Source organism: Emticicia aquatilis (assembly GCF_014644295.1).
In the GTDB taxonomy this organism is placed as follows: Bacteria; Bacteroidota; Bacteroidia; order Cytophagales; family Spirosomataceae; genus Emticicia; species Emticicia aquatilis.
Map to the genome: position 1 here is coordinate 24,000 of NZ_BMKK01000021.1, position 20,721 is coordinate 44,720.

Consider the following 20,721-nt stretch of genomic DNA (forward strand, 5'->3'; position numbering starts at 1 on the left):
GACTAAATATTCAACCTACAAGTTAAAATCTATAACTCAATGTCAAGAAATATGCCCTTGGCATCGACCCCTGCGTAGAATAAACTGCATTGGGGTTAGCCGCTACAAACTCCTTCGTAAAGCCTTGTCTGTTCAAAGCCGCTGGGAATCCACCAGGCCCAGACCAGCCCAACACACCATACACATTCGTAAGGTTGTTGATATTAGCTTGTAATCTCAGTTTTTTATTCAAATCATAACCAACGCTCAAATCAAGCTGACCAAAAGCTGGCATTTTGAAGGCATTCGGAACGTTTGCTTGGCGAGCCCCCATGTAATAATAATTGAGTAAAACATTGAATTTACCTTTCTGATACATCGGTGTTAAGCCAAACATCAACTGAGCATTATTATCTGTTTCGTTTCCTGAGAAATCAAGCAGCACATCTTTGCTGGCATTTACGCCGCTGGCAATCCATGTTTTGTATTCAACTGCTTTTGAATTTTGAATCGTTGCTTGACTTCTCACACTAAAATTAGCATTGATAGCGTAAGTACCTTCTAATTCTACTCCAAATGTTCGGAATTTACCGTATTGAGTAGTTGGATTATACGTCTGTCCGTTTGAATCTTGGAAACCAAACTGAAGATTTGGTACATTTGAAAGTAAACTATAAAACGGTGTAATATTGAGTGAATACTTAGATTTCTTCACTTTCAAGGCCGCTTCAATTTGTTGAATATTCTGAGCCTCAGTGTTTAAGCTATTAATCAAGAATTGGCTTGTTGCCGAAAAAAACTGACCAATTTCAGGAGCTTTGTTCCCGTTGGCATAACGTATATAAACGGCTGCACCATCATTGATTTTGTAGTTTAAACCTGCCGAAAACGAAACTGTTTTGATAGTTTTATCGAAAACAAGTTGTGTACCTACACTTCCACCACCATTATCATAAACCGTTAGTGGGTTTCCGTCTAAACCACCCCATGTTGGACTATTTTCATTGGCATTACGAGTAACAGGCACATTTGAGCCAGCAAAATTTGTATGCTCATAACGCAATCCCCAATCGAGATTCAATGCTGGAGTGATTGACCAATTATGCCCAAAAAACAGAGCCAATTGAGCTTTTTTTGCATTAGAAGTAGTGATACCACCTCTACCCAAATCCATAAATCCATTAGGGTCGGTAATTTGGTACGTTTTGCCGTCTAAACCTTTGAGTTGAATATCAACCAAGTGTGGTTGGTCTTGCATTGTACCCACGCCCACACCAGAGTCTTCTTGTCCACCTACACGGTCAACTTTAGAATTGGCATAAAAAGCCCCGAAATTAAAACTCATTTTATCCAGTTTCTTGGAAACCGAAAACTGATTCATGAATTCATTGATGGAAATATCTTGATAAAACAAAGGCAAGAAAAACAATGAGTTTTTCTGAATATTCGCCCCTGGAAAATTATTATTTGCACCTGGAATAAAGTTAAAGCCTGCAAAGTTTCCATTAATTATATTAGGTACTAAAGTAATCGTGCCGAGGTTTTGGCCAGTTACTTTATCATTGAAAATATAGGTTCCGAGTTTTCCTGTTTGAAGCAAATGAGGCAAGCCATAAAACACAATTCCATCAGTGGCATAAGGCGTTACTACGGCTGGCACACTCCCTGTCATGTGCTTTGCTGAATATTTGCCATCATTTTTGATTATCCAACCATTGCCCAGTTCTTGTGTCCAATTTAATCCAAAAGTATTGTCACGATTATGGTATTTATCTTTTGAATTAAAAGTGGCTGTTCCTGTATTATTGATAGGAATTTGCATCGAAAATGCTGGTAAATTATAAGAATCGGTAGTAGAAAGCCCAGACATTACCTTTGGATTATCCCAGCCCTGCGACGGAATAAACTCCGCTTGTGCATTGCGGTCATCTAATACTTTCACAAATAATTTCAAACTTCCTGACGAATAGTTTTTTAGAATATTTGCCTTTAATTGTCCTCCATTATTACTTGAATAGCCTGGGTATCTTGCACCATCAGATGTACGATAGAAACCACCTATATTATACGTAAGCGAACCATCTTTGCTCAAGGGGCCACCAACATTGGCATCTACTCTATAAAATGGATTTTTGCCATTACCCTCTAAGCCGTATTTTGCTCTCACTTCTCCTTGTGTAATTTTTCCACCCGTTTTTGAAACATAATTAAAAATTCCACCTGGAGCATTTGCTCCTAAAATCGAAGCTGTCCCGCCACGCACGGCTTCCAAACGTTCGGTCGTAATATCGGCTCTTAAATAATTATCCGTACCGTAATTAACATTCATTAATGGCAATCCATCTTCTTGCATTGATACATAATAATACCCCGAAGCATTATCAATCGAGTTAGCTGCAATACCTCTTGAATAAACTGTGTTGGCAATTTCGCCACGTGCGTTATTGACATAAACTCCAGGGATATTCCTCAATAAATCGGCAGCACTGGTTGCAGCCAAAACTGACATTTGCTTAGCATTGAGCGTCGAGATAGCCACTGAAGACTCCATCTTGGTGCGTTTATCAAAAACCCCCGTTACTACAACTTCATCAAGAGCAGCAGCATCTTCGGCCAATGATACATTTACTATACTTTGATTGTTGATGGCTACTTCTTTTGAAGTATAGCCAACAAACGAGAATGAAAGCGTTTGGCTTCCTAATGCTTCGATTGAATAGTTTCCTTCGGCATCAGAAACAGTGCCTTTAGTTGTACCTTTAATTACAACCGAAACACCAACAAGTGCTTGATTTTTTTCGTCAGTTACTCGCCCGCTAACTTTGGCAGTTTGTGCAAAAACCGATAAATTGACGATGGTCATAATAAAAACTGACCAAAATCCTTTTTTTAATAATGATTTTCTCATTTTTTTGTAATAAGGTTAAAAGATACGTTTTTTAAAACCTTGTTTCCTCTTTGTACTTTGGTCGGTTCGGGAGGATTTTCGGCTGATAGAGCTTGCAGGCTTTATCAGCTTTTTTATTAAGGTTTAAATAAATTATTGTACAAAACTAATAAGAAGAAAGCGAGAAAAATTAGCACAAAACGATGAATATCATGCAAAATCCGACAATATGGATTGATAATGATAAAAAATAGATTGATTTTTGTAGGAATAACGATTAACTAAGATATAACGTTTTTTCTGAATTCCTTTGGAGAAACACCTGTTTTACCTTTGAAAAAACGTGTAAAATCGCTTGGATTGGTTTCACAGAATTTGAAAGCAATTTCGCTAATGGAGAGACTTGATTGTTTGAGGAGTACTTTTGCTTCGAGGATAATCATATCGGCAAGCAATTCTTGTGAGGTTCGACCAACAGTTGATTTCACACACTTATTGAGGTGGTCGGGCGTGATAGCCAACATAGAAGCATAATCGCTTACTTTATTGGTTTTATAAATATGCTGCGAAAGCAGATTCTTGTACTTTTCGGTCACACGCAATGCGGCATTTTTAGGTAGATTTATCTGCTCTTTCTGAAAAATACTTATCTCTGTAAATAAAGTAAGCAAATACGCCGTAATCAGATTCGGATTAAGCGATTTGTTGGTTTCATATTCATAAATCAGCCGTTCGAGAATATTTAAAATAGGCTTTTGCATTTCTTTGCTCACTTCTACCAGGGGCTCGCCCGAAAACTGCCAAAAATTAAATTCTTCCGAAAGTTGAGTTTTAGTAAATACTTTAGAGAAGATTTCTTCATCAAAATGGCAAAAATAACCTTTAGCATCGGTACTCACATACTCATGCGTAGAGATTTGATAAGCAGGTAAGAAAAAGAAAGTATTCTCGCCAAATTTGTATTCATGCAAGCCCTTACTTCTGATAGAATGCCCTTGGGTCAGAAATAAAAAGTCGTTTACGGTTTTTCGGTGGGGTTGTAATGGAAATTTTATTTTGGGAATAACATCCTCAATTTTGTTTATATGAAACAGATGATGAAAATCGGCAATATTCATTTTCCATTCATCTCCAAAATGATGAACGTTTAACTCTTTTGGTGAAAGTGGGGCTATTTTACTTTCTTTCTGATTCATTGCAAAAGCCAAAGTAGTAATAAATACCCAAACGCACAATTCGAGAATTATATTTTTTGAGTTTGAGTATCTTGGCCCAGAGAAAATAAAAGAAGGATTTTGAGGAGAAATAAAACAATAGGTCGTGAAGGTCTATATAAACATAATACTCCCAAACATTAAAAATTTACATTTGAGAGTATCCATTAATCTTGTAAGCTATTTAGAGCCGTCGGCTCTACTAATTTTGTAGCCGTCGATTTTAATCGGCGGAAATAATGGTTACAATAAATTTAAGTTCCATCGGAACGAAGCATGTTGTAAATATATCGTTCCGATGGAACTCATATTTTATTCTATCATCGATTAAAATCGATGGCTACAAAATGAAACAATCCTATGGATTTAAAACTTCAAAAAGCAATTGATTAATTATTTTGATATTGTGATTGGTTTTGCTTCTAAATCATAATATCCAAGTATTTCTTTCACCTCTTCATCTGATAAAAATTTCAATTCTGACTTTTCCTTTGCCACAGATTCACTTTCCATAGAACGCATAAGAATAAGTCGATATGCTTCTTTCTTTTTATTCAAACCAAGTTTGGGCTTATTAATAGTGAATTTCTTATACGCTTTTGCCATTGATAACCAAATTGAGATTTCATTATCAGGATTTTTATCTCTCTTAAAATCATTTATAGTCTGTTCTAAGCTAAAAGAATCAACCTCAACAAAAGTATTGTGTATTTCTTTTATCTTGTCAATTTGCTCAGTATTCAATGTATCATGTACAACTTCTCCAACGACTAAACTTTGAGTATCGTCAGAACCACTTCTACCTGTACAAGAGAAAAAAAACAATACTGAGATTGTGAAAAAAAGAATTTTATGAATAACAATATATATAGTTTTCATATTCATTTTTACTTCACCAACCCTATCGAAATCTGGAATTGGCTTGGTGACATTTGGAATTGTACAGGATTATTTGTCGGGCCGATTTCATAATCAATCACATTGGCAAATAACCCTTCATAGCGACCTTCTATGAAGAAATGCTTAAATTCAAAACCAATACCTGCATTTACACCAAATTTCGGACGAGAAAGTAGTTCGTTCTTCAAATCTTTAACAGTATAAACTTTCAAGGCATCTTCTATCTCTTTATTGAACTGCATAGGAAAAGAAGCAACTGGCCCAGCAAAAATGCGACCTTGACGAAAACGAAGCCCGAATAACAATGGAATATCCACGGCATTGATTGTACCATTGACCCGCTTGAACAATGTTCCGTTTGTCTGTAAAATATCAAACTTCCCACCTTTTTGGGCATAAATAGCTTCGGGCTGAAAATAAAACGAGCCACGGGTCATACGCACAAATACCCCACCCAGATACCCCAAAGCCGATTGGGCATTATTCAAAAAATTATCTCTTACAATTGGAAATTGAGGTAGCCCCGAAGAAGTTACACGAACAACATCTTTTATCTCAGTAAGATTGTATCGACCAAAACTTACACCACCACGGAGTCCAAACTGGAATTTCACGCCATCTCGCTTAAATTCTTGCAAGTAACTCAAGGTGTCTTCCTCTACTTTTTTACGTTTTTTTGTAACTTCTTTTGAGTTAATTAAGGTATCAACTTTCACCGAATCGGTTTTCATTTTTGTTGTATCGGCTCTTTCTTGAGCAAAAATAGAACTTGATACGATACTCAATAATCCTAATAGTAGTTTTTTCATACAAAACTTTTTTATAATTCACTCAACATTAAATTACTCATTTTTAAGCAAAAATCAAGCCATAAAAACATTACTTAATTTCTACTATTGCTACCGTAAAACGCACCACACATACCAATTTTTGTTCTTCTGAAGTTATTTTTATATCCCATACGTGGGTCGTACGTCCCAAATGTAGCGGTACCGCTTTGGCATATACCCATCCACTACTTACTGGGCGAATATGATTAGCATTGATTTCCAAGCCTACAGCACGGTGGGTCTGAATACTATCTAAGGTAAGTAATGATGCCACACTACCAACAGTTTCGGCTAAGGCTACTGATGCTCCGCCGTGCAAAATTCCAAAAGGCTGCGTAGTGCGGTGGTCAACGGGCATTCGGGCCGTGAGGAAATCCTCCCCTACTTCCAAAAACTCAATTCCTAAATGCTCACCCATTGAGCTTTGTCCAAATGGCTTCGTAATATCAAAGTGCTTCTTAAACATATTTCTATTTTTGATGATTGGTAATTTTAAAAAATTTCAAAATTTATAGAGTCGCCTACCGTTATAGTCTAATATTTCGTAATTTTGCGGCTTTATTAGTTTTAGAGTCAAAACTAAGGTTTGTTTTAGATAGTTTCAATTTTAAATACTGATATTTTGCTTACCAAAACAATTTACTTGATTCGTCACGGAGAAACTGAGTTCAATCGCAGAGGTGTAGTACAGGGAAGCGGCATCGACTCAGACCTTAATGAAATAGGTTTTTTACAGGCCAAAGCCTTTTTTGATGCTTACCAACATATCGAGTTCGATAAAATATATACGTCGAAGCTACGCCGCACGGTGCAATCGGTTCAAGAATTCATCAATCTTGGTATTCCATACGAGCAATTCGAGGGACTCAACGAAATAAGTTGGGGCGAAAAAGAAGGTAAAGTGCCTAATTACCTCGAAGACGAAAACTATCTCGAAATTATTGCCAATTGGGGTAATGGAAAAACAGATATACCAGCAGCTCCAGGAGGCGAAACACCCGAACAAGTAGCCGCTCGGCAAAAAATTGCCTTCGAGAAAATCATCGAACGTTCAGATGAAAAAATGATTTTAGTAGCCATGCACGGCCGTGCTATCAGAATTTTGCTAACTCATCTGCTCGACCTTCCACTTTCCGAAATGGACTCTTTCAGCCATAGTAATTTATGCCTTTATCGACTAAGCTATGATTACCAAACACAAAAGTTTAGTCTTGATATAGCCAACGATACCGCACATTTATCCGAACTCTTGGTAAAATAATATGTCCGTTTATCGAATCAATTCCCCTTTGATGTAGAAAACCCGTCTTTTTCGTCGGGTTTTCTGTATTTTTATTTTGTAATGAAGTTCAAGACGTTTGTGAAAATTATAGATATTTCCACTATCTTGAATAGAAAACCTTCAAAACAAAGTAAAATGGAAGCAAAATCAGTAGATAGCAAGACTTTTCAATTAGCTGAAAACGGACAACCTTTAGGAGAATTAATTTACGAAAGTTTACTTTCTTTAAGTGCGAAAATCATATTATCAAATTCAGAATTCTATGAAATTGAACACATTGGTATTTTTGACACAAGCATTAATGTAACAAAAAATGGAGCAGTAATAGCAACATTAAAAATGAACTGGCGTGGACAAATTGTTTTTAATTTTCACGATGGCCAAGAGTTTATTTTGAAAGCAAAAGGTCTTTTGGGAAATAAATTTACGTTTGAAAATCATAGCGATGAACAACTCTTTCAACTTGACTCGCAACTTAATTGGAAAAAATTAAACTATAATTACAATATTATATTCACCGATAAACCACAAAACATTTTATTAATATTACTCGGGGTATATGCCGCAAATTATTACATGGCCTCGATGTCAGGAGCAATGGCATAAGGTTTGAGAAGATAATACCATAATTGAGAAAAAAGTCAGAAAAACATTTTGAAACATCATGAGTAAAAACAAATTATATTGGTTATTTCAGATTGTGGGCTGGTCACTTTATTTCGGCAACGAAGTATTTGTGTACTCAATACAATATGGCTTCGAGAATCAGATGCTTTTTCAGGCATTTGCCAATATAATCTTGGCTATCTTCCTAACACATTCTTTCAGATACATCGTCAAGCGATACAATTGGATAACACTTCCAATGCCTCGATTGGCTATAAGAGTTGTTTTAGGGGTTTTTATAATGACCGACTTCATGGTAGCTCTTAATCTACCGCTTGATGCTAAATATACGGGTCAACTTCTTAGCGAAAACCCAATTCTCGCCATCGAATATTTTATCAATCTCTCAAAACCAACAATGGTTTGGGTGCTGGTTTATATTTTTTATCATTATTCAGAAGAAAAAGGTCAACGAGAAATCGAGCAACTGAAACTCCGTACATCCATCAAAGAATCGGAAGCCAAAGTACTGAAGGCTCAGATGAACCCCCATTTTATGTTCAATGCTTTAAATAGCATCAGAGCATTGGTTTATGAAGACCCCAACAAAGCCCAACAAGGAATCACGCAATTATCAAATATCTTGCGTAGTTCGCTCATTGCTGACCGCCGTACGACGATTTCGCTCAAAGAAGAGCTTCGCACAATTGAAGACTATTTGGCTCTCGAAAAAGTACGTTACGAAGAGCGTCTGCAATCAAAATGGGATATCGATGATAACACTCTCGGCATACAAGTACCACCCATGATGCTCCAAACTTTGGTAGAAAATGCTATCAAACATGGGGTACAAAAAGCCATAGGCTGGGGATTTATCGAAATCAATACGAGCATTATTGAAGATAAACTTCACATAAAAATCCGAAATACAGGACAGCTACACGGCACAAACTCAGATTCGGAATCTGGTGGTTTTGGACTAAAAAACACCGCCCAACGTCTTGATATTCTTTACGGAACAGATGCTTCGTTTAAGATTTATCAAGAAGATAACCTGACTGTTTGTGCCGAAATAGTTATTCCAACCGAAAACATTGACCAAAAAAATAGTAATATTTCGCTCGATTCATCTAATATGAGAGCAGCGAGCTAAGACTGGTTACTGGTAAATTGGTAAACTGGTGAATTGGTAACTGGAAATTTCCCTCTAATGGCAAATTCTACGCTTAGTAAATAACCAATTCACCAATAACCGATATACTAATAACTAATTTCCCAATAACTGATATTCCAATAACCAATCACCAAATGAAAGCACTTATCATAGATGACGAACGCTTGGCTCGCAATGAACTGCGTCGTTTGTTAGAAAATTTTCCTAAAATCGAGGTAATTGGAGAAGCTGCCAATGCCGACGAGGCCCTTAATCTGATTGATGAATTATCGCCAGATTTATTATTCTTGGATATTCAGATGCCAGGTAAAAATGGGTTTCAGTTGCTCGAAGCTATCGAAGGAAAAGTGCCAGAGGTTATCTTTACAACTGCTTATGACGAGTACGCACTCAAGGCATTTGAATTTAACGCCCTCGATTATTTGATGAAGCCTGTTGATATGCAACGCTTAGCCGAAGCAATTCAGCGTGTTGAAGAAGAGCAAATCCATGAGGTTGAGCGTAAAGAAGGTATTAAACTCTTGGGCGAAGCCGACCAAGTTTTTGTGAAAGATGGTGAAAAATGCTGGTTCGTAAAATTAGGAAAAGTGCGTTTGTTCGAATCAATGGGGAATTATGTGCGTTTGCACTTCGACGACCAAAAACCGATGATTCTAAAGTCGTTAAATAGCCTCGAAGAGCGTCTCGACCCAAAAATATATTTCCGTGCCAATCGCAAGCACATCATTAATTTGGCTTGGATTGATAAAATTGAGCCATGGTTTTCGGGCGGACTTTTAGTAACTTTAAAGACAACCGAAAAAGGAACTGCCACCGAAAAAATTGAAATTTCTCGCCGCCAAGCAATCAAATTCAAAGATTTGATGTCGTTATAATCAATATTTTATCGACGTGTAGAGACAGGGCATGCCCTGTCTCTACCTAATCTCTCCCCTATCTATTTTTATTTAGCAATAAAATCTAAAAATAGACCCCACCTAACTCGTCTTTTTGTTGTAGATTTTCTTAGATTTGTCCAACTCAACGAACATCGAAGATAACAATGACAGCAAAATCAAATTTAGACAAACTCGAAATTCTTAACCGCAAAAATGAAGAAGCACTTTTGGGTGGAGGCGATAAAAGAATTGAAGCTCAACATAAAAAAGGAAAACTTACCGCTCGTGAACGCATCGAACTATTGCTCGATGAAGGAACATTTGAAGAAATCGGCAAATTTGTGATGCACCGCAGCAAAGACTTCGGCTTAGATAAAGAATATTATCTGGGTGATGGTGTGGTGACTGGTTACGGCACAATTACGGGGCGTTTAGTCTATGTTTTTGCTCAGGATTTTACGATTTTTGGCGGTTCGCTTTCTGAAACTTACGCCGAAAAAATCTGTAAAATCATGGATATGGCTATGAAAAATGGAGCTCCCGTAATTGGATTGAATGATTCGGGCGGAGCAAGAATCCAAGAAGGTGTAAACTCGTTGGCTGGCTATGCTGATATTTTTTACAGAAATACGCTTGCATCGGGCGTAATTCCTCAGATTTCGGCTATCATGGGGCCATGTGCAGGTGGAGCGGTATATTCACCAGCGTTGACCGATTACGTAATGATGGTCGAAAACACTTCGTATATGTTTGTAACTGGGCCAAACGTAGTAAAAACTGTTACACACGAAGATGTAAGTTCGGAAGAATTGGGCGGTGCAATGACCCACGCTACAAAATCAGGTGTTACGCACTTCGTATCAGCCAATGAAATTGAGTGTATTAATGATATTAAACGACTCTTCAGTTATATTCCTTCCAACTGCGAAGAGCAACCTCCTTTTGTTGCATATGAATCGAACGGCAACGAAAAACGTCCAGAATTAAACAAATTAATGCCTGAAAACCCTAATCAACCCTACGATATGCGTGAGGTTGTGGAGCAATTGGTTGACGAAGGTAGTTTCTTTGAAGTACATAAAAACTTTGCTGAAAATATTGTGGTTGGTTTTGCTCGAATCGGTGGGCGTTCTATCGGAATCGTGGGAAATCAGCCAGCCGTTATGGCGGGTGTGCTTGACATCAATGCAAGTTTGAAAGGAGCAAGATTTGTGCGTTTCTGTGATTGCTATAATATTCCGCTTTTGGTTCTGGAAGATGTTCCAGGTTTCTTGCCAGGCACTGACCAAGAATGGAACGGTATCATATCGCACGGAGCCAAACTTCTGTACGCTTTCTGTGAGGCAACTGTTCCACGTATCACGGTCATTACTCGTAAGGCTTACGGTGGTGCGTATTGCGTAATGAACTCGAAACACATTGGTGCTGATATGAATTATGCTTGGACTTCAGCCGAAATTGCCGTAATGGGAGCAGCAGGTGCAGCCGAAATTATTTTCAGAAAAGAGATTTCGGAAGCCGAAGATTCAGCGGCAGAATTGAAAAATAAAGTTGACGAATACACCGATAAATTTGCCAACCCATACAAGGCAGCACACCGTGGCTACATCGACGAAGTAATTAACCCAGCCGACACCCGTGAGAAGCTTTTAAAGGCATTTAAAATGCTCGAAAACAAAGCAACAAATTTACCTCGCAAAAAACACGGAAATATTCCGTTATGATACACTTCTTACCACGAATACAGCTAATGATTAGTGTATTCGTGGTAATTTTACTATTTACGCCACTCTCACGACCTCACTTGTTTCTAAGTACACCAACATCATCTCAATATTTTCGTAGCCCATTTGGCGGTAAAGTTTGCCGTAATTTCGTACTTGGCGAGCGTTTTTCTCGTGTTTATTTTGGTCTTTGCTTGTGCCAGTTTTATAATCAATTATATGCACAATTCCATCTTTCATTACAACTCGGTCAGGGCATTGGGCATCTACACCATTGAGTAAGATTTCTCGCTGATTATCAACCTGTAAGCCTTCTTCAAAAAGAGATTTAAGCTCAGGTAAACTGATTATTCTCTCAACCGACTCGATGATTTCATCACTCTCTTTCGGACTCACAACTCCCTCAAATTCAAGCAATTGAATGGCTCTTGGTATATCTTTTCGAGTTTTTATTTTCACAAATGCTTCGTGCAATTTATTTACTCGGTCTTTGGTTTTATCGAGGGTTTCGGGGTCAAAGATTTTCTCTGAAATACGACGCAAACGAAGTTTATCACTGCGGTCTTCGCTCACTACTTTGGGTAGAAAAATAATATCTCGCTCTTCGGGAGCAGGCTGTTCTTTTTTAATGAAATGTCCTTGACTTACTTCGTAAACGCTTTGCTCGGGTTTATAAAGTTCGGCCGCCGCCAAAAAACCATACATCAAATCGCCTACGCCTTGAATCTTTTGATGGTAGTTTTTGCCCGAAAGCACAAAAAGTTTATCGACCGCTCTCGTAAATGCCACATAAAGCATATTGAGGTTTTCAAGGAAAATGGCTTCTAATTCAGATGCGTATTGACCACCCAAATCAGTCATTTCGAGCATCGCATTTATTTTTATTGGTGCTGATTGAAGTTTAGCTACCTCACCATCCTTTTCGCACATAAACTCCTCATAATCAACTATGTCTAAGTCAGCCCAAAGTTCAGAATAATGATTCGGGCGAACATCCCAATGAGCATAAGGAATAATCACGATTGGGTATTCAAGACCTTTAGAACGGTGGATAGTAGTGATAGTAATGGCATCTTGCTCAGACGGAGACTTGACCGAAAGTGCCGAGCTGTCCTTTTTCTCATCCCAAAATTTCAAGAAATCTTGCAAGTGATTACTTTCTTTTAGGCTGTAATTCAGCACCACATCTAAGAATCGGAAAAGGTACGATTTGCGGTCGGTTCGCTCAAATAACTGAAAAACGTGAATGATTTTTTCGGCGAGTTCGTAAATACCCGCTTTATTAAGATTAATGGAGTCGAGTGTGAAACCGTGCTGAGCAAAAAGTAAATAAAAATCTGCGATTTGTGGAGTATCCACAGCTTCAGAAATTAAATCATTTGCTTTATTATCAGGTATTTGTCCGAGAATGGTCTGATAAAATAAATAGGCCACCTCAGATTTTGCCAAGCGATTATCGGGCTGATTAACTACCCGCATAAATGCTACTAAAAGTCGAACAATAGCTGAATTTTTGAGTAAAAGCGAGTCACGAGAAATGATATTATAATTGGCCTCAGTCAAGAAATTGGCAATTTCGGCCGATTCCTTATTTTTTCTGCACAATATCGCTATATCTCCCATCGAATAGCCTTCGGCCAGCACTTTCTCAATCAACTCTACCGTTCGGCCCAGCATTAAGTCTTCGTCTTTTACATAATCCAAAAACTCAATCTGTACGTGTCCACCCATTTTGGCATTTTCAGGAATCACCTGTACAAAATCAGCATAGACTTCGGGTAAAAACTTATAAATCTGTCCATAATCGCCCAAAACGGTCTCAAAAAAGCGGTTATTAAACTCTATTATCTCTCTACTACTACGATAATTTGTAGTCAAATTTTTAGATTCGATATACTCCGAAATGGTTAGAAACTGCTCAATCTGAAAGTCTTGAATGAGTGGATTATTCATCAATCGCTCAACTTTTTTATTGAACAGATGCACAATCAACTCCATTTTTCCACCACGCCAACGGTAAATTGCCTGTTTGGCATCACCTACAATGAGGTTAAAGTGATTGTTGGCCAACGAGTTTTCAATGAGCGGCAGTAAGTTATAAAACTGCATATCAGAAGTATCCTGAAACTCATCTACGAGTAGGTGATTATAACGCTCGCCGATGCGTTCATAAATAAACGGCACAGGTTCTGATAAGATGATTTTCAGAATCTTACGATTAAATTCCGATATATAAACTTGGTTTTTGTCTTCCAGTACTTCGTCGAATTCTTTCTTTATTTTTTTCAATAAAGACAACTTCCGCAGGTTAGGCTTAAGTAGAGTAAAAAGCGTATATTTTGCTAAATGCTCAGCCCTAAAATCTTGCATTTCATTGAAAATCGCCGTCAAATCTTCTTTGATAGAATCAATGGCAACTTTGATTGGAGTCGGTGCTTTTGCTCCGTACCATTTATCTTCATTGATGGCAGCCCAATGATATGAGTTGGGAGATTTATCTTTTTTTCGGAAATATTCATCTTCAAAATCTTCTCGCATATTATAAAAATACCCACCGATACCTTTATTTTTTTGCGTAAAATCGTCAACGCTAAGGCCTTGATTTTCAATATATTGAATCGCTCTTTCGGCTAAAGCAGTTATTGTTTCTTCAAACCATTTCAGGTAAGAATAAATATTATTTGAAATTGACCAAAAATCTTTTGAGTCAAGGTTGTCGAGTTTTATTAAAGAAGAATAAAACTGGTCGTTGATGAGGTGATTTCCAAATTTAGCCAGTTCTTCGGTTACGAAATTCCAAGTTTTACCATCACTTACTTTTTCTTCGATGAAACGCTCCAAAATACGAGTTACATCTTGGTACTCGTCAACGCCCGCTTTTTCAATCAGACGTTCTACGGCTTCAGTCATCACCGTGTTTGAGTCAAGCACGATTTCGTAATTATAAGGCAAACCCAAATCTTCGGTGAACGCATTTACAAGTTGATTGACGAAACTATCAATCGTTTTTACGGCAAAATCTGAGTATTCTTGAATAATGTGGCTAAATACTGCACCTGCTCGTTGTTGGATAATATCGTCGGGCAGTCGAAGGTCATCAGCTATCATTCTAAACATTCCCCAGAACTTCGATTTTTCGTTAAAACCCTTTAAATCAGCTATTTCCTTCAAAGCAGCCAAGATACGCTCCTTCATTTCTGAAGCAGCATCGTTGGTAAAAGTAATAGCCAAAATACGCTTGTAGTAATATGATTTATCGCTACCAAGAGCCAATTTTAGATACTCCTTTGTGAGTGTAAATGTCTTACCTGAACCTGCCGACGAACTATATACGTTAAATTTTGACATTCTTAGTTTTTTATCTTAAACCTTATCTGTTTTTACTTCAAAATCAGTAATACCATAAATCAGCATACACTTTGAAGCTACCGTGATTGTTCTGATTACAGGATAGGCCCACAAAAGTTTCTGCAAGAAAGTATGATACGCATTCATGATATTGGCAATAACCAATAATGATAATGCTAAGATAATATAAAGTTTCCGTTCTTCGCTAACAGGAAGAAAAACGGCTACGATTCCAGTATAAGAGAATATCAACACATACAAAAACACAAGGATAGTATAAATGCCAGTGAGAGTCTGGTACAAGCTAAAGAAATAAAACAGCAGAGGAAACAAAAAGAAAGCAGGCGAGATTTTATTCAATGTTTTTTCGGTATCTCTTATATTAACTCTTGCTCCTAAATTGTGAAAGTAGTAAATCCAAATACCAAAAATAATTCCGTTGATGATGATGTTAATAATAATTGCGGTTCGCTCAAGCATTAAGTAGGAAGTCAGAGAAACAATGATGGGAAGAATGATACTGATAAGAAATAATAGCTGCTTTCGCCCAAAATTCATTTTCTGTAACTGATAATACCATAAGCCCATCAAAAGCCACGAAGCAATCCGAAAGTTATTACTCCAAAAATCGGCAAATTCTTTATTGGTCTGGTCATGAACAAAGCATTCTCCCAATAGTACAATCAATATTATACCAATAAATAAGAAGTTTATTCTCATAATAGGGTAAGTTGAGGATTTTTCATTACATAGGTTTATAGATAGAAGGAGTACTTCGGCCACGTATTGTGCGAAATACTCCTACTTATTTTCGTCGTTAAGTCCAGCATTAATGTGACTCTCTTTTTACTTCGTGTCCTGATTTCCCAACCAAGAAATCTAAGTCAGCACCTTTATCAGCTTGCATAACTGTATTGATATATAGCTGTGTATAGCCACGGTCGTAGCCTAAGTCAATCGGCGTCCAGTTTTTACGGCGTTCGGCCAGTTCTTCATCCGAAACGTGTAAATGAATCTTGCGATTTGGTACATCAACTTCAATCTCATCACCGTTTTGTACTAATCCGAGTGTACCACCAACTGCCGACTCTGGTGATGCGTGAAGAAATACAGTTCCGTAGGCTGTTCCACTCATACGAGCATCCGAAATACGCACCATATCCGTAATTCCTTTTTCAAGTAATTTCTTAGGTAATTGCATGTTTCCAACTTCAGGCATTCCAGGGTAGCCTTTTGGGCCTACATTTTTAAGTACCATTACCGAAGTTTCGTCGATTTCGAGATTTGGGTCGTCGATACGAGCGTGATAGTCTTCGATTGTCTCAAAAACTACTGCTTTACCACGGTGCTGCATCAAGTGCGGTGAAGCAGCCGAAGGCTTGATTACTGCTCCATTTTCGCATAGGTTTCCTTTTACTACCGCAATTCCACCTTCACGTAAAATTGGGTTTTCGGATGTTGCAATTACATCTTCATTCCAAATTTTAGCTCCTTTTGAATTTTCTACTAAGCTCTTACCATTTACAGTAATAGCATCTCGGTGAAGGTGTTTTTCCATCTCCTTGATAACCGCAGGAAGACCGCCCGCATAGTAGAAATCTTCCATTAAATATTTGCCAGAAGGCATCAAATTTAACAAAAATGGCATTTTACTACCAATTTTATCAAAATCTTCAAGATTTACATCAACTCCGATGCGTCCTGCAATCGCCAGCAAGTGTAGCACTAAATTGGTAGAACCACCCACCGCAGCATTCATCATGATTGCATTTTCGAAGGCTTCACGAGTAAGAACTTTAGAAAGCGACAGATTTTCTCTGACCATTTCTACGGCACGCATGCCTGACATGTGAGCCAATACTTTTTTGCGAGAATCGGCCGCTGGAATGGCTGATGCCCCCGGTAGTGTAAGTCCTAAAGATTCAACCATAACTGCCATCGTAGAGGCAGTTCCCATCGTAGAGCAGTGCCCTATGCTTCGGCTCATGCACGACTCCGCTTCTTCAAATTCTTCGGGAGTCATTTTACCAGTTTTCAAATCGTCAGCAAAACGCCAAACGTCAGTACCCGAACCAATGGCTTTTCCTTGAAAACGACCATTGAGCATTGGTCCTCCTGGTACAACAATCGTTGGGAGGTCACAACTGGCTGCCCCCATCACAAGTGAAGGAGTTGTTTTATCGCAACCCGTGAGCAACACAATGGCATCGAATGGATTTCCTCTGATACTTTCTTCAACGGTCATAGCGGCCAAATTTCGATAAAGCATAGCGGTTGGGCGAATGATAGTTTCGCCAAGCGACATCACAGGGAACTCCAAAGGGAAACCACCTGCTTCATAAACTCCATTTTTTACCACTTGAGCTAATTCTCTGAAGTGTCCATTGCAGGGCGTAACCTCAGACCATGTATTACAGATTCCGATAACCGGTTTTCCTTTAAACTGATGTGCAGGATAGCCTTGATTCTTTATCCAACTGCGGTAGATAAATCCATCTTTTCCTTCTTTTCCAAACCAATCTTGGCTACGTAAATTTTCATTTTCTTTGTTAGGCATAATTTGTATTACAGTTTTGTTTGTCAAATCATATTGACAGAGGTCGATAGATATAATTTATTATTGAGATATTTAAAGATAGCTTTTAAAGTTATTAATTGATAATCAATTCTTTATAAAGTACAATTACTTATTTTTAGGTATCATTTTTGTAAGACTTAATTATGAATTTCAATAAAAAGGTAAGAAAATTCTACCAAAAATCCGTACTTTTGTGTTGTTTTGCACCAAATTATAAATTTTGCAGGAAACAATTGCCAATTATTTAAATAAAAATAAACTTATGAACTTATTTGATACGTTGAACGAGGCTCTGACTGATGAAGTGGTATCAAAGATTGCCAAACTTTCTGAAGAAGAGCCAGAAAAAACTCGAAAAGCCTTAGATGGTATTTTTTATACATTAGTTGCGGGGTTGGTTCGTCGTACGGGTAGTATGATGAGTGTGAGTATGCTTTTCAATCAAATTCAAAAAGGCAATCAAGGTGGAGAGCTAATTGGAGATGTGATGTCTTATCTTACTAAAAAAGATAAATTAGATAATATCTTGAAAGTTGGAGATGGCCTTATCAGCCAGATTTTTCCTGCATACAAAAGCCCGTTGGTGAGTATGATTGGTATCTATGCTGGTATCAAGAAAAACTCTTCTACGATGTATTCGAGCCTTGCTGCACCTTTATTGATTGATGCTGTAAGTAAGGAGATTGATACTAATAAATTAGATGTTGATGGCTTAATTACTTACCTAAGCGACCACCACGAGCCACTCTTCAAATTAGTGCCTGAAGATTTACTGGAGAAAATGATTCCGCAATTAGGTTTGCAAGAATTACTTTCACCAAAATTTGTTACCGCTAAAAAATCGGTTTCGGCGAAACCTGTTTCTATCAAAGGAAAAAGCATTACACCAGCCGAAGAAACACCAACTCCATCGAAAAGTGCTGCTTCAACTTACGAAGAAGAAGAAACCACGAGTTCACCATTTCCAGTTAAATGGTTATTGATTGGTCTAATTGCGGTAGCAGCAATTGCAGGTGGAATTTATTGGTACATGAATATTTACAAGCCGTCGCAGACAGAAACACCTGAGGAACTTGTGGTTGACTCAACGGCTATTCAGACAGATAGTTTAGTAAAACCTGCCACCGATTCAGTAGCGGTAAAAGATACAGCACAAGCAGCCGTTGCTCCTTCATTGAATTCAACTGAGCAATACAGTACTTTTGGCGAAGGTTTAAGTGCGTATCTGAATGATAAAGCTAAACCAGTAGGTCAGATTTTCCCAATGTCAAATGTTGCTTTTGTGAAAGGCTCACAAGCTTTAGATGCTGAGTCAGATTTGATTATTGATGAATTAGCTGATTTGATGAACAAGTATCCAAAAATGCAGATTCAACTACAAGGACACTCCAATAATGCTGTTGGCATGGACAACAAAACAATGGCTGTGAAAAGAGCATTTGCTATAAAGAAGAAATTGTTGGTAAAAGGTATTGTAGAAACAAGAATTGATGCAATAGGTGCAAACGGTGCTGGAAATGGTGCTGATATTAAGGTAGTATCGAAATAATCTGATTTACAGATAACAAGAAAAAGCGTGAAGGGGGACTTTCACGCTTTTTTTGTTATTTTGAGGTAAACTGTCTTGTTATAAAATATACTGACTCAAATCTCGGTTTTTAACTAATCCTGAAAGTCGGAGAGAAACTAACTCTTTGGTAATTGTGATGGATGAATCCATGACAATATTATCTGGCACATCAAACATAATTTCGTTGAGCAAATGACTCATAACCGTCTGTAATCTTCTCGCACCAATATTCTCTACTTCACTATTAGCCTCAAATGCAATGCGGGCAAGCTCACGAAGTGCTTCATCATCAAAAGATAAGGTTACACCTTCGGCTTCGAGCATAGCAATGTATTGTTTTGTAAGGGCGTTTTTAGGTGCTTTCAGAATCTGATAGAAATTATCTTCGGTAAGGCTTTCTAACTCAACTCTGATTGGGAAACGTCCTTGTAACTCGGGAATTAAATCAGAAGGCTTCGATACATGAAATGCTCCCGCTGCGACAAACAGAATATGGTCAGTTTTGACGGTTCCGTGCTTGGTATTTACGGCACTTCCTTCAACTATTGGTAGTAAATCTCTCTGCACACCTTCACGGCTAACATCTGCTCCCCCACCCGATTTTGCACCGCTATTGGCAATTTTGTCTATTTCATCAATAAAAATAATTCCAAGATTTTCGGCTTTCCAGATTGCTTCTTCTTTTACCTCATCCATGTCGATGAGTTTTGCGGCTTCTTCTTCCAACAAAATCTTTCGAGCCTCTGCTATTGTAAGTTTGCGTTTTTTACCTCTTTTGGGCATCATTCCACCCAACATTTCTTGAATGTTCATCATCGACATATCATCAATCGGGCCACCCATAACTCCGATATTAGGCATTCCAGCTGCTTGTACATCAATTTCAACTTTACGGTGGTCGAGTTCACCATTACGCAATTTTGAGCGAAACGCCTCACGGGTTTTCTCGTTCAATAGTGATTCGGTATAATCTTCGATTTCTTTTTTATTTTCCTCAATAACAAAACCAGTCTCTTTTTGATCTTTTACTGGAGGAATCAGAATATCTAAAAGATGGTCTTCTACAACTTCCAAGGCTTTAGCTTTTACTGTTTCTTTCTTGGCAAGCTTCACCATATTAACCGACTGCTCGACCAAATCACGCACCATGCTTTCGCAGTCACGCCCAACGTAGCCAACCTCGGTAAATTTAGATGCTTCTACTTTCACGAAGGGAGCATCAGCTATTTTTGCCAGTCGGCGAGCGATTTCGGTTTTACCAACACCCGTAGAGCCTATCATCAAGATATTATTCGGAATAATCTCCGACACCATTTCGGGGGCGGCATTCATTCTCCTCCAACGATTGCGAAGTGCAATAGCCACATTTCGCTTGGCTTCTTTCTGTCCAATTATATATTTATCGAGTTCGTTTACGATTTGTTGTGGTGTAAGGTTTTCTATTTTTTTCGACATTCTGAATTGAATATTGTGCTTAATGCTATTAAACTTTGGTTTGAATTTACTACACAAAGGTAGCTTTAGTAGTGATAAAACAAAATAGATATTAGAAAGTTTGTATGAAGTTGATTACGTATGAGATTCTACAAAATAAAAAAACAGAAACCACAATTGTAGTTTCTGTTTTTGTCAAATAAACCTCTGATAATAAGCTTACTACCAAAGATTCTTACTCAAAAAAATACCTTTTGCATGAAAATAAATTTCATGCGGTCCACTCAAAAGACAAGGCTTACTCAATTTATAATTAA

Annotated in this window: 15 protein-coding genes; 6 read left to right on the forward strand and 9 right to left on the reverse strand. The window is 37.9% G+C overall.

The window, feature by feature from the left end; genetic code table 11:
* Nucleotides 1-22: 22 nt before the first annotated feature.
* The 5 genes from IEX65_RS27010 to IEX65_RS27030 all read right to left on the reverse strand — a co-directional run bounded on the left by IEX65_RS27010 (nucleotide 23) and on the right by IEX65_RS27030 (nucleotide 6,276).
* Entirely contained in the window at nucleotides 23-2,887 is a 2,865-nt protein-coding gene (locus IEX65_RS27010) for a TonB-dependent receptor (RefSeq protein ID WP_188771360.1), read from the reverse strand.
* Nucleotides 2,888-3,147: 260 nt separating this feature from the next.
* A complete protein-coding gene (locus IEX65_RS27015) occupies nucleotides 3,148-4,062 on the reverse strand; it encodes a helix-turn-helix domain-containing protein (protein ID WP_188771363.1) in 915 nt (304 codons plus the stop codon).
* 411 nt (nucleotides 4,063-4,473) lie between these two features.
* Nucleotides 4,474-4,959: a hypothetical protein gene (locus IEX65_RS27020; protein WP_188771365.1), complete on the reverse strand. Its 486-nt coding sequence runs from the start codon at nucleotides 4,957-4,959 to the stop codon at nucleotides 4,474-4,476.
* An 8-nt stretch (nucleotides 4,960-4,967) separates the two neighbouring features.
* Nucleotides 4,968-5,789, reverse strand: a complete 822-nt coding sequence (locus IEX65_RS27025; RefSeq protein WP_188771367.1) for a porin family protein — start codon at nucleotides 5,787-5,789, stop codon at nucleotides 4,968-4,970.
* A 70-nt stretch (nucleotides 5,790-5,859) separates the two neighbouring features.
* Nucleotides 5,860-6,276 carry a hotdog fold thioesterase gene (locus IEX65_RS27030; protein ID WP_188771368.1) on the reverse strand — a complete coding sequence of 139 codons (417 nt, stop codon included), beginning with the start codon at nucleotides 6,274-6,276 and terminating at the stop codon, nucleotides 5,860-5,862.
* 156 nt (nucleotides 6,277-6,432) lie between these two features.
* Between IEX65_RS27030 and IEX65_RS27035 the strand changes: the two genes are divergently transcribed.
* The 5 genes from IEX65_RS27035 to IEX65_RS27055 all read left to right on the forward strand — a co-directional run bounded on the left by IEX65_RS27035 (nucleotide 6,433) and on the right by IEX65_RS27055 (nucleotide 11,474).
* Nucleotides 6,433-7,071 (forward strand): histidine phosphatase family protein, encoded by a 639-nt coding sequence (locus IEX65_RS27035; RefSeq protein ID WP_188771370.1) that lies wholly within the window; start codon nucleotides 6,433-6,435, stop codon nucleotides 7,069-7,071.
* Nucleotides 7,072-7,227: 156 nt separating this feature from the next.
* A complete protein-coding gene (locus IEX65_RS27040; protein ID WP_188771372.1) occupies nucleotides 7,228-7,698 on the forward strand; it encodes a hypothetical protein in 471 nt (156 codons plus the stop codon).
* A 58-nt stretch (nucleotides 7,699-7,756) separates the two neighbouring features.
* Nucleotides 7,757-8,851 (forward strand): sensor histidine kinase, encoded by a 1,095-nt coding sequence (locus tag IEX65_RS27045; protein ID WP_188771374.1) that lies wholly within the window; start codon nucleotides 7,757-7,759, stop codon nucleotides 8,849-8,851.
* 155 nt (nucleotides 8,852-9,006) lie between these two features.
* Nucleotides 9,007-9,747, forward strand: coding sequence for a LytR/AlgR family response regulator transcription factor (locus IEX65_RS27050; RefSeq protein WP_188771376.1), 741 nt, complete (start codon nucleotides 9,007-9,009; stop codon nucleotides 9,745-9,747).
* 167 nt (nucleotides 9,748-9,914) lie between these two features.
* On the forward strand, nucleotides 9,915-11,474 hold the full coding sequence (locus IEX65_RS27055; RefSeq protein ID WP_188771378.1) for an acyl-CoA carboxylase subunit beta: 1,560 nt from the start codon (nucleotides 9,915-9,917) through the stop codon (nucleotides 11,472-11,474).
* A 57-nt stretch (nucleotides 11,475-11,531) separates the two neighbouring features.
* On the opposite strand, the gene IEX65_RS27060 is transcribed toward IEX65_RS27055, so the two are convergent.
* From IEX65_RS27060 to IEX65_RS27070, 3 genes are all read right to left on the reverse strand, one after another.
* On the reverse strand, nucleotides 11,532-14,822 hold the full coding sequence (locus tag IEX65_RS27060) for a UvrD-helicase domain-containing protein (protein ID WP_188771380.1): 3,291 nt from the start codon (nucleotides 14,820-14,822) through the stop codon (nucleotides 11,532-11,534).
* Nucleotides 14,823-14,837: 15 nt separating this feature from the next.
* Entirely contained in the window at nucleotides 14,838-15,542 is a 705-nt protein-coding gene (locus tag IEX65_RS27065) for a hypothetical protein (RefSeq protein WP_188771382.1), read from the reverse strand.
* Nucleotides 15,543-15,651: 109 nt separating this feature from the next.
* Nucleotides 15,652-17,379, reverse strand: a complete 1,728-nt coding sequence (locus tag IEX65_RS27070; RefSeq protein WP_188771384.1) for an IlvD/Edd family dehydratase — start codon at nucleotides 17,377-17,379, stop codon at nucleotides 15,652-15,654.
* A 283-nt stretch (nucleotides 17,380-17,662) separates the two neighbouring features.
* Here IEX65_RS27070 and IEX65_RS27075 point away from each other — a divergent pair, with 283 nt between their 5' ends.
* Complete coding sequence (locus IEX65_RS27075) at nucleotides 17,663-18,949, forward strand: DUF937 domain-containing protein (protein ID WP_188771386.1); 1,287 nt, start codon at nucleotides 17,663-17,665, stop codon at nucleotides 18,947-18,949.
* Between the two features lie 78 nt (nucleotides 18,950-19,027).
* On the opposite strand, the gene hslU is transcribed toward IEX65_RS27075, so the two are convergent.
* The gene (gene hslU / locus IEX65_RS27080) at nucleotides 19,028-20,425 is read right to left on the reverse strand and encodes an ATP-dependent protease ATPase subunit HslU (protein WP_188771388.1); all 1,398 of its coding nucleotides are present in this window, start codon (nucleotides 20,423-20,425) and stop codon (nucleotides 19,028-19,030) included.
* Nucleotides 20,426-20,721 lie beyond the last annotated feature (296 nt).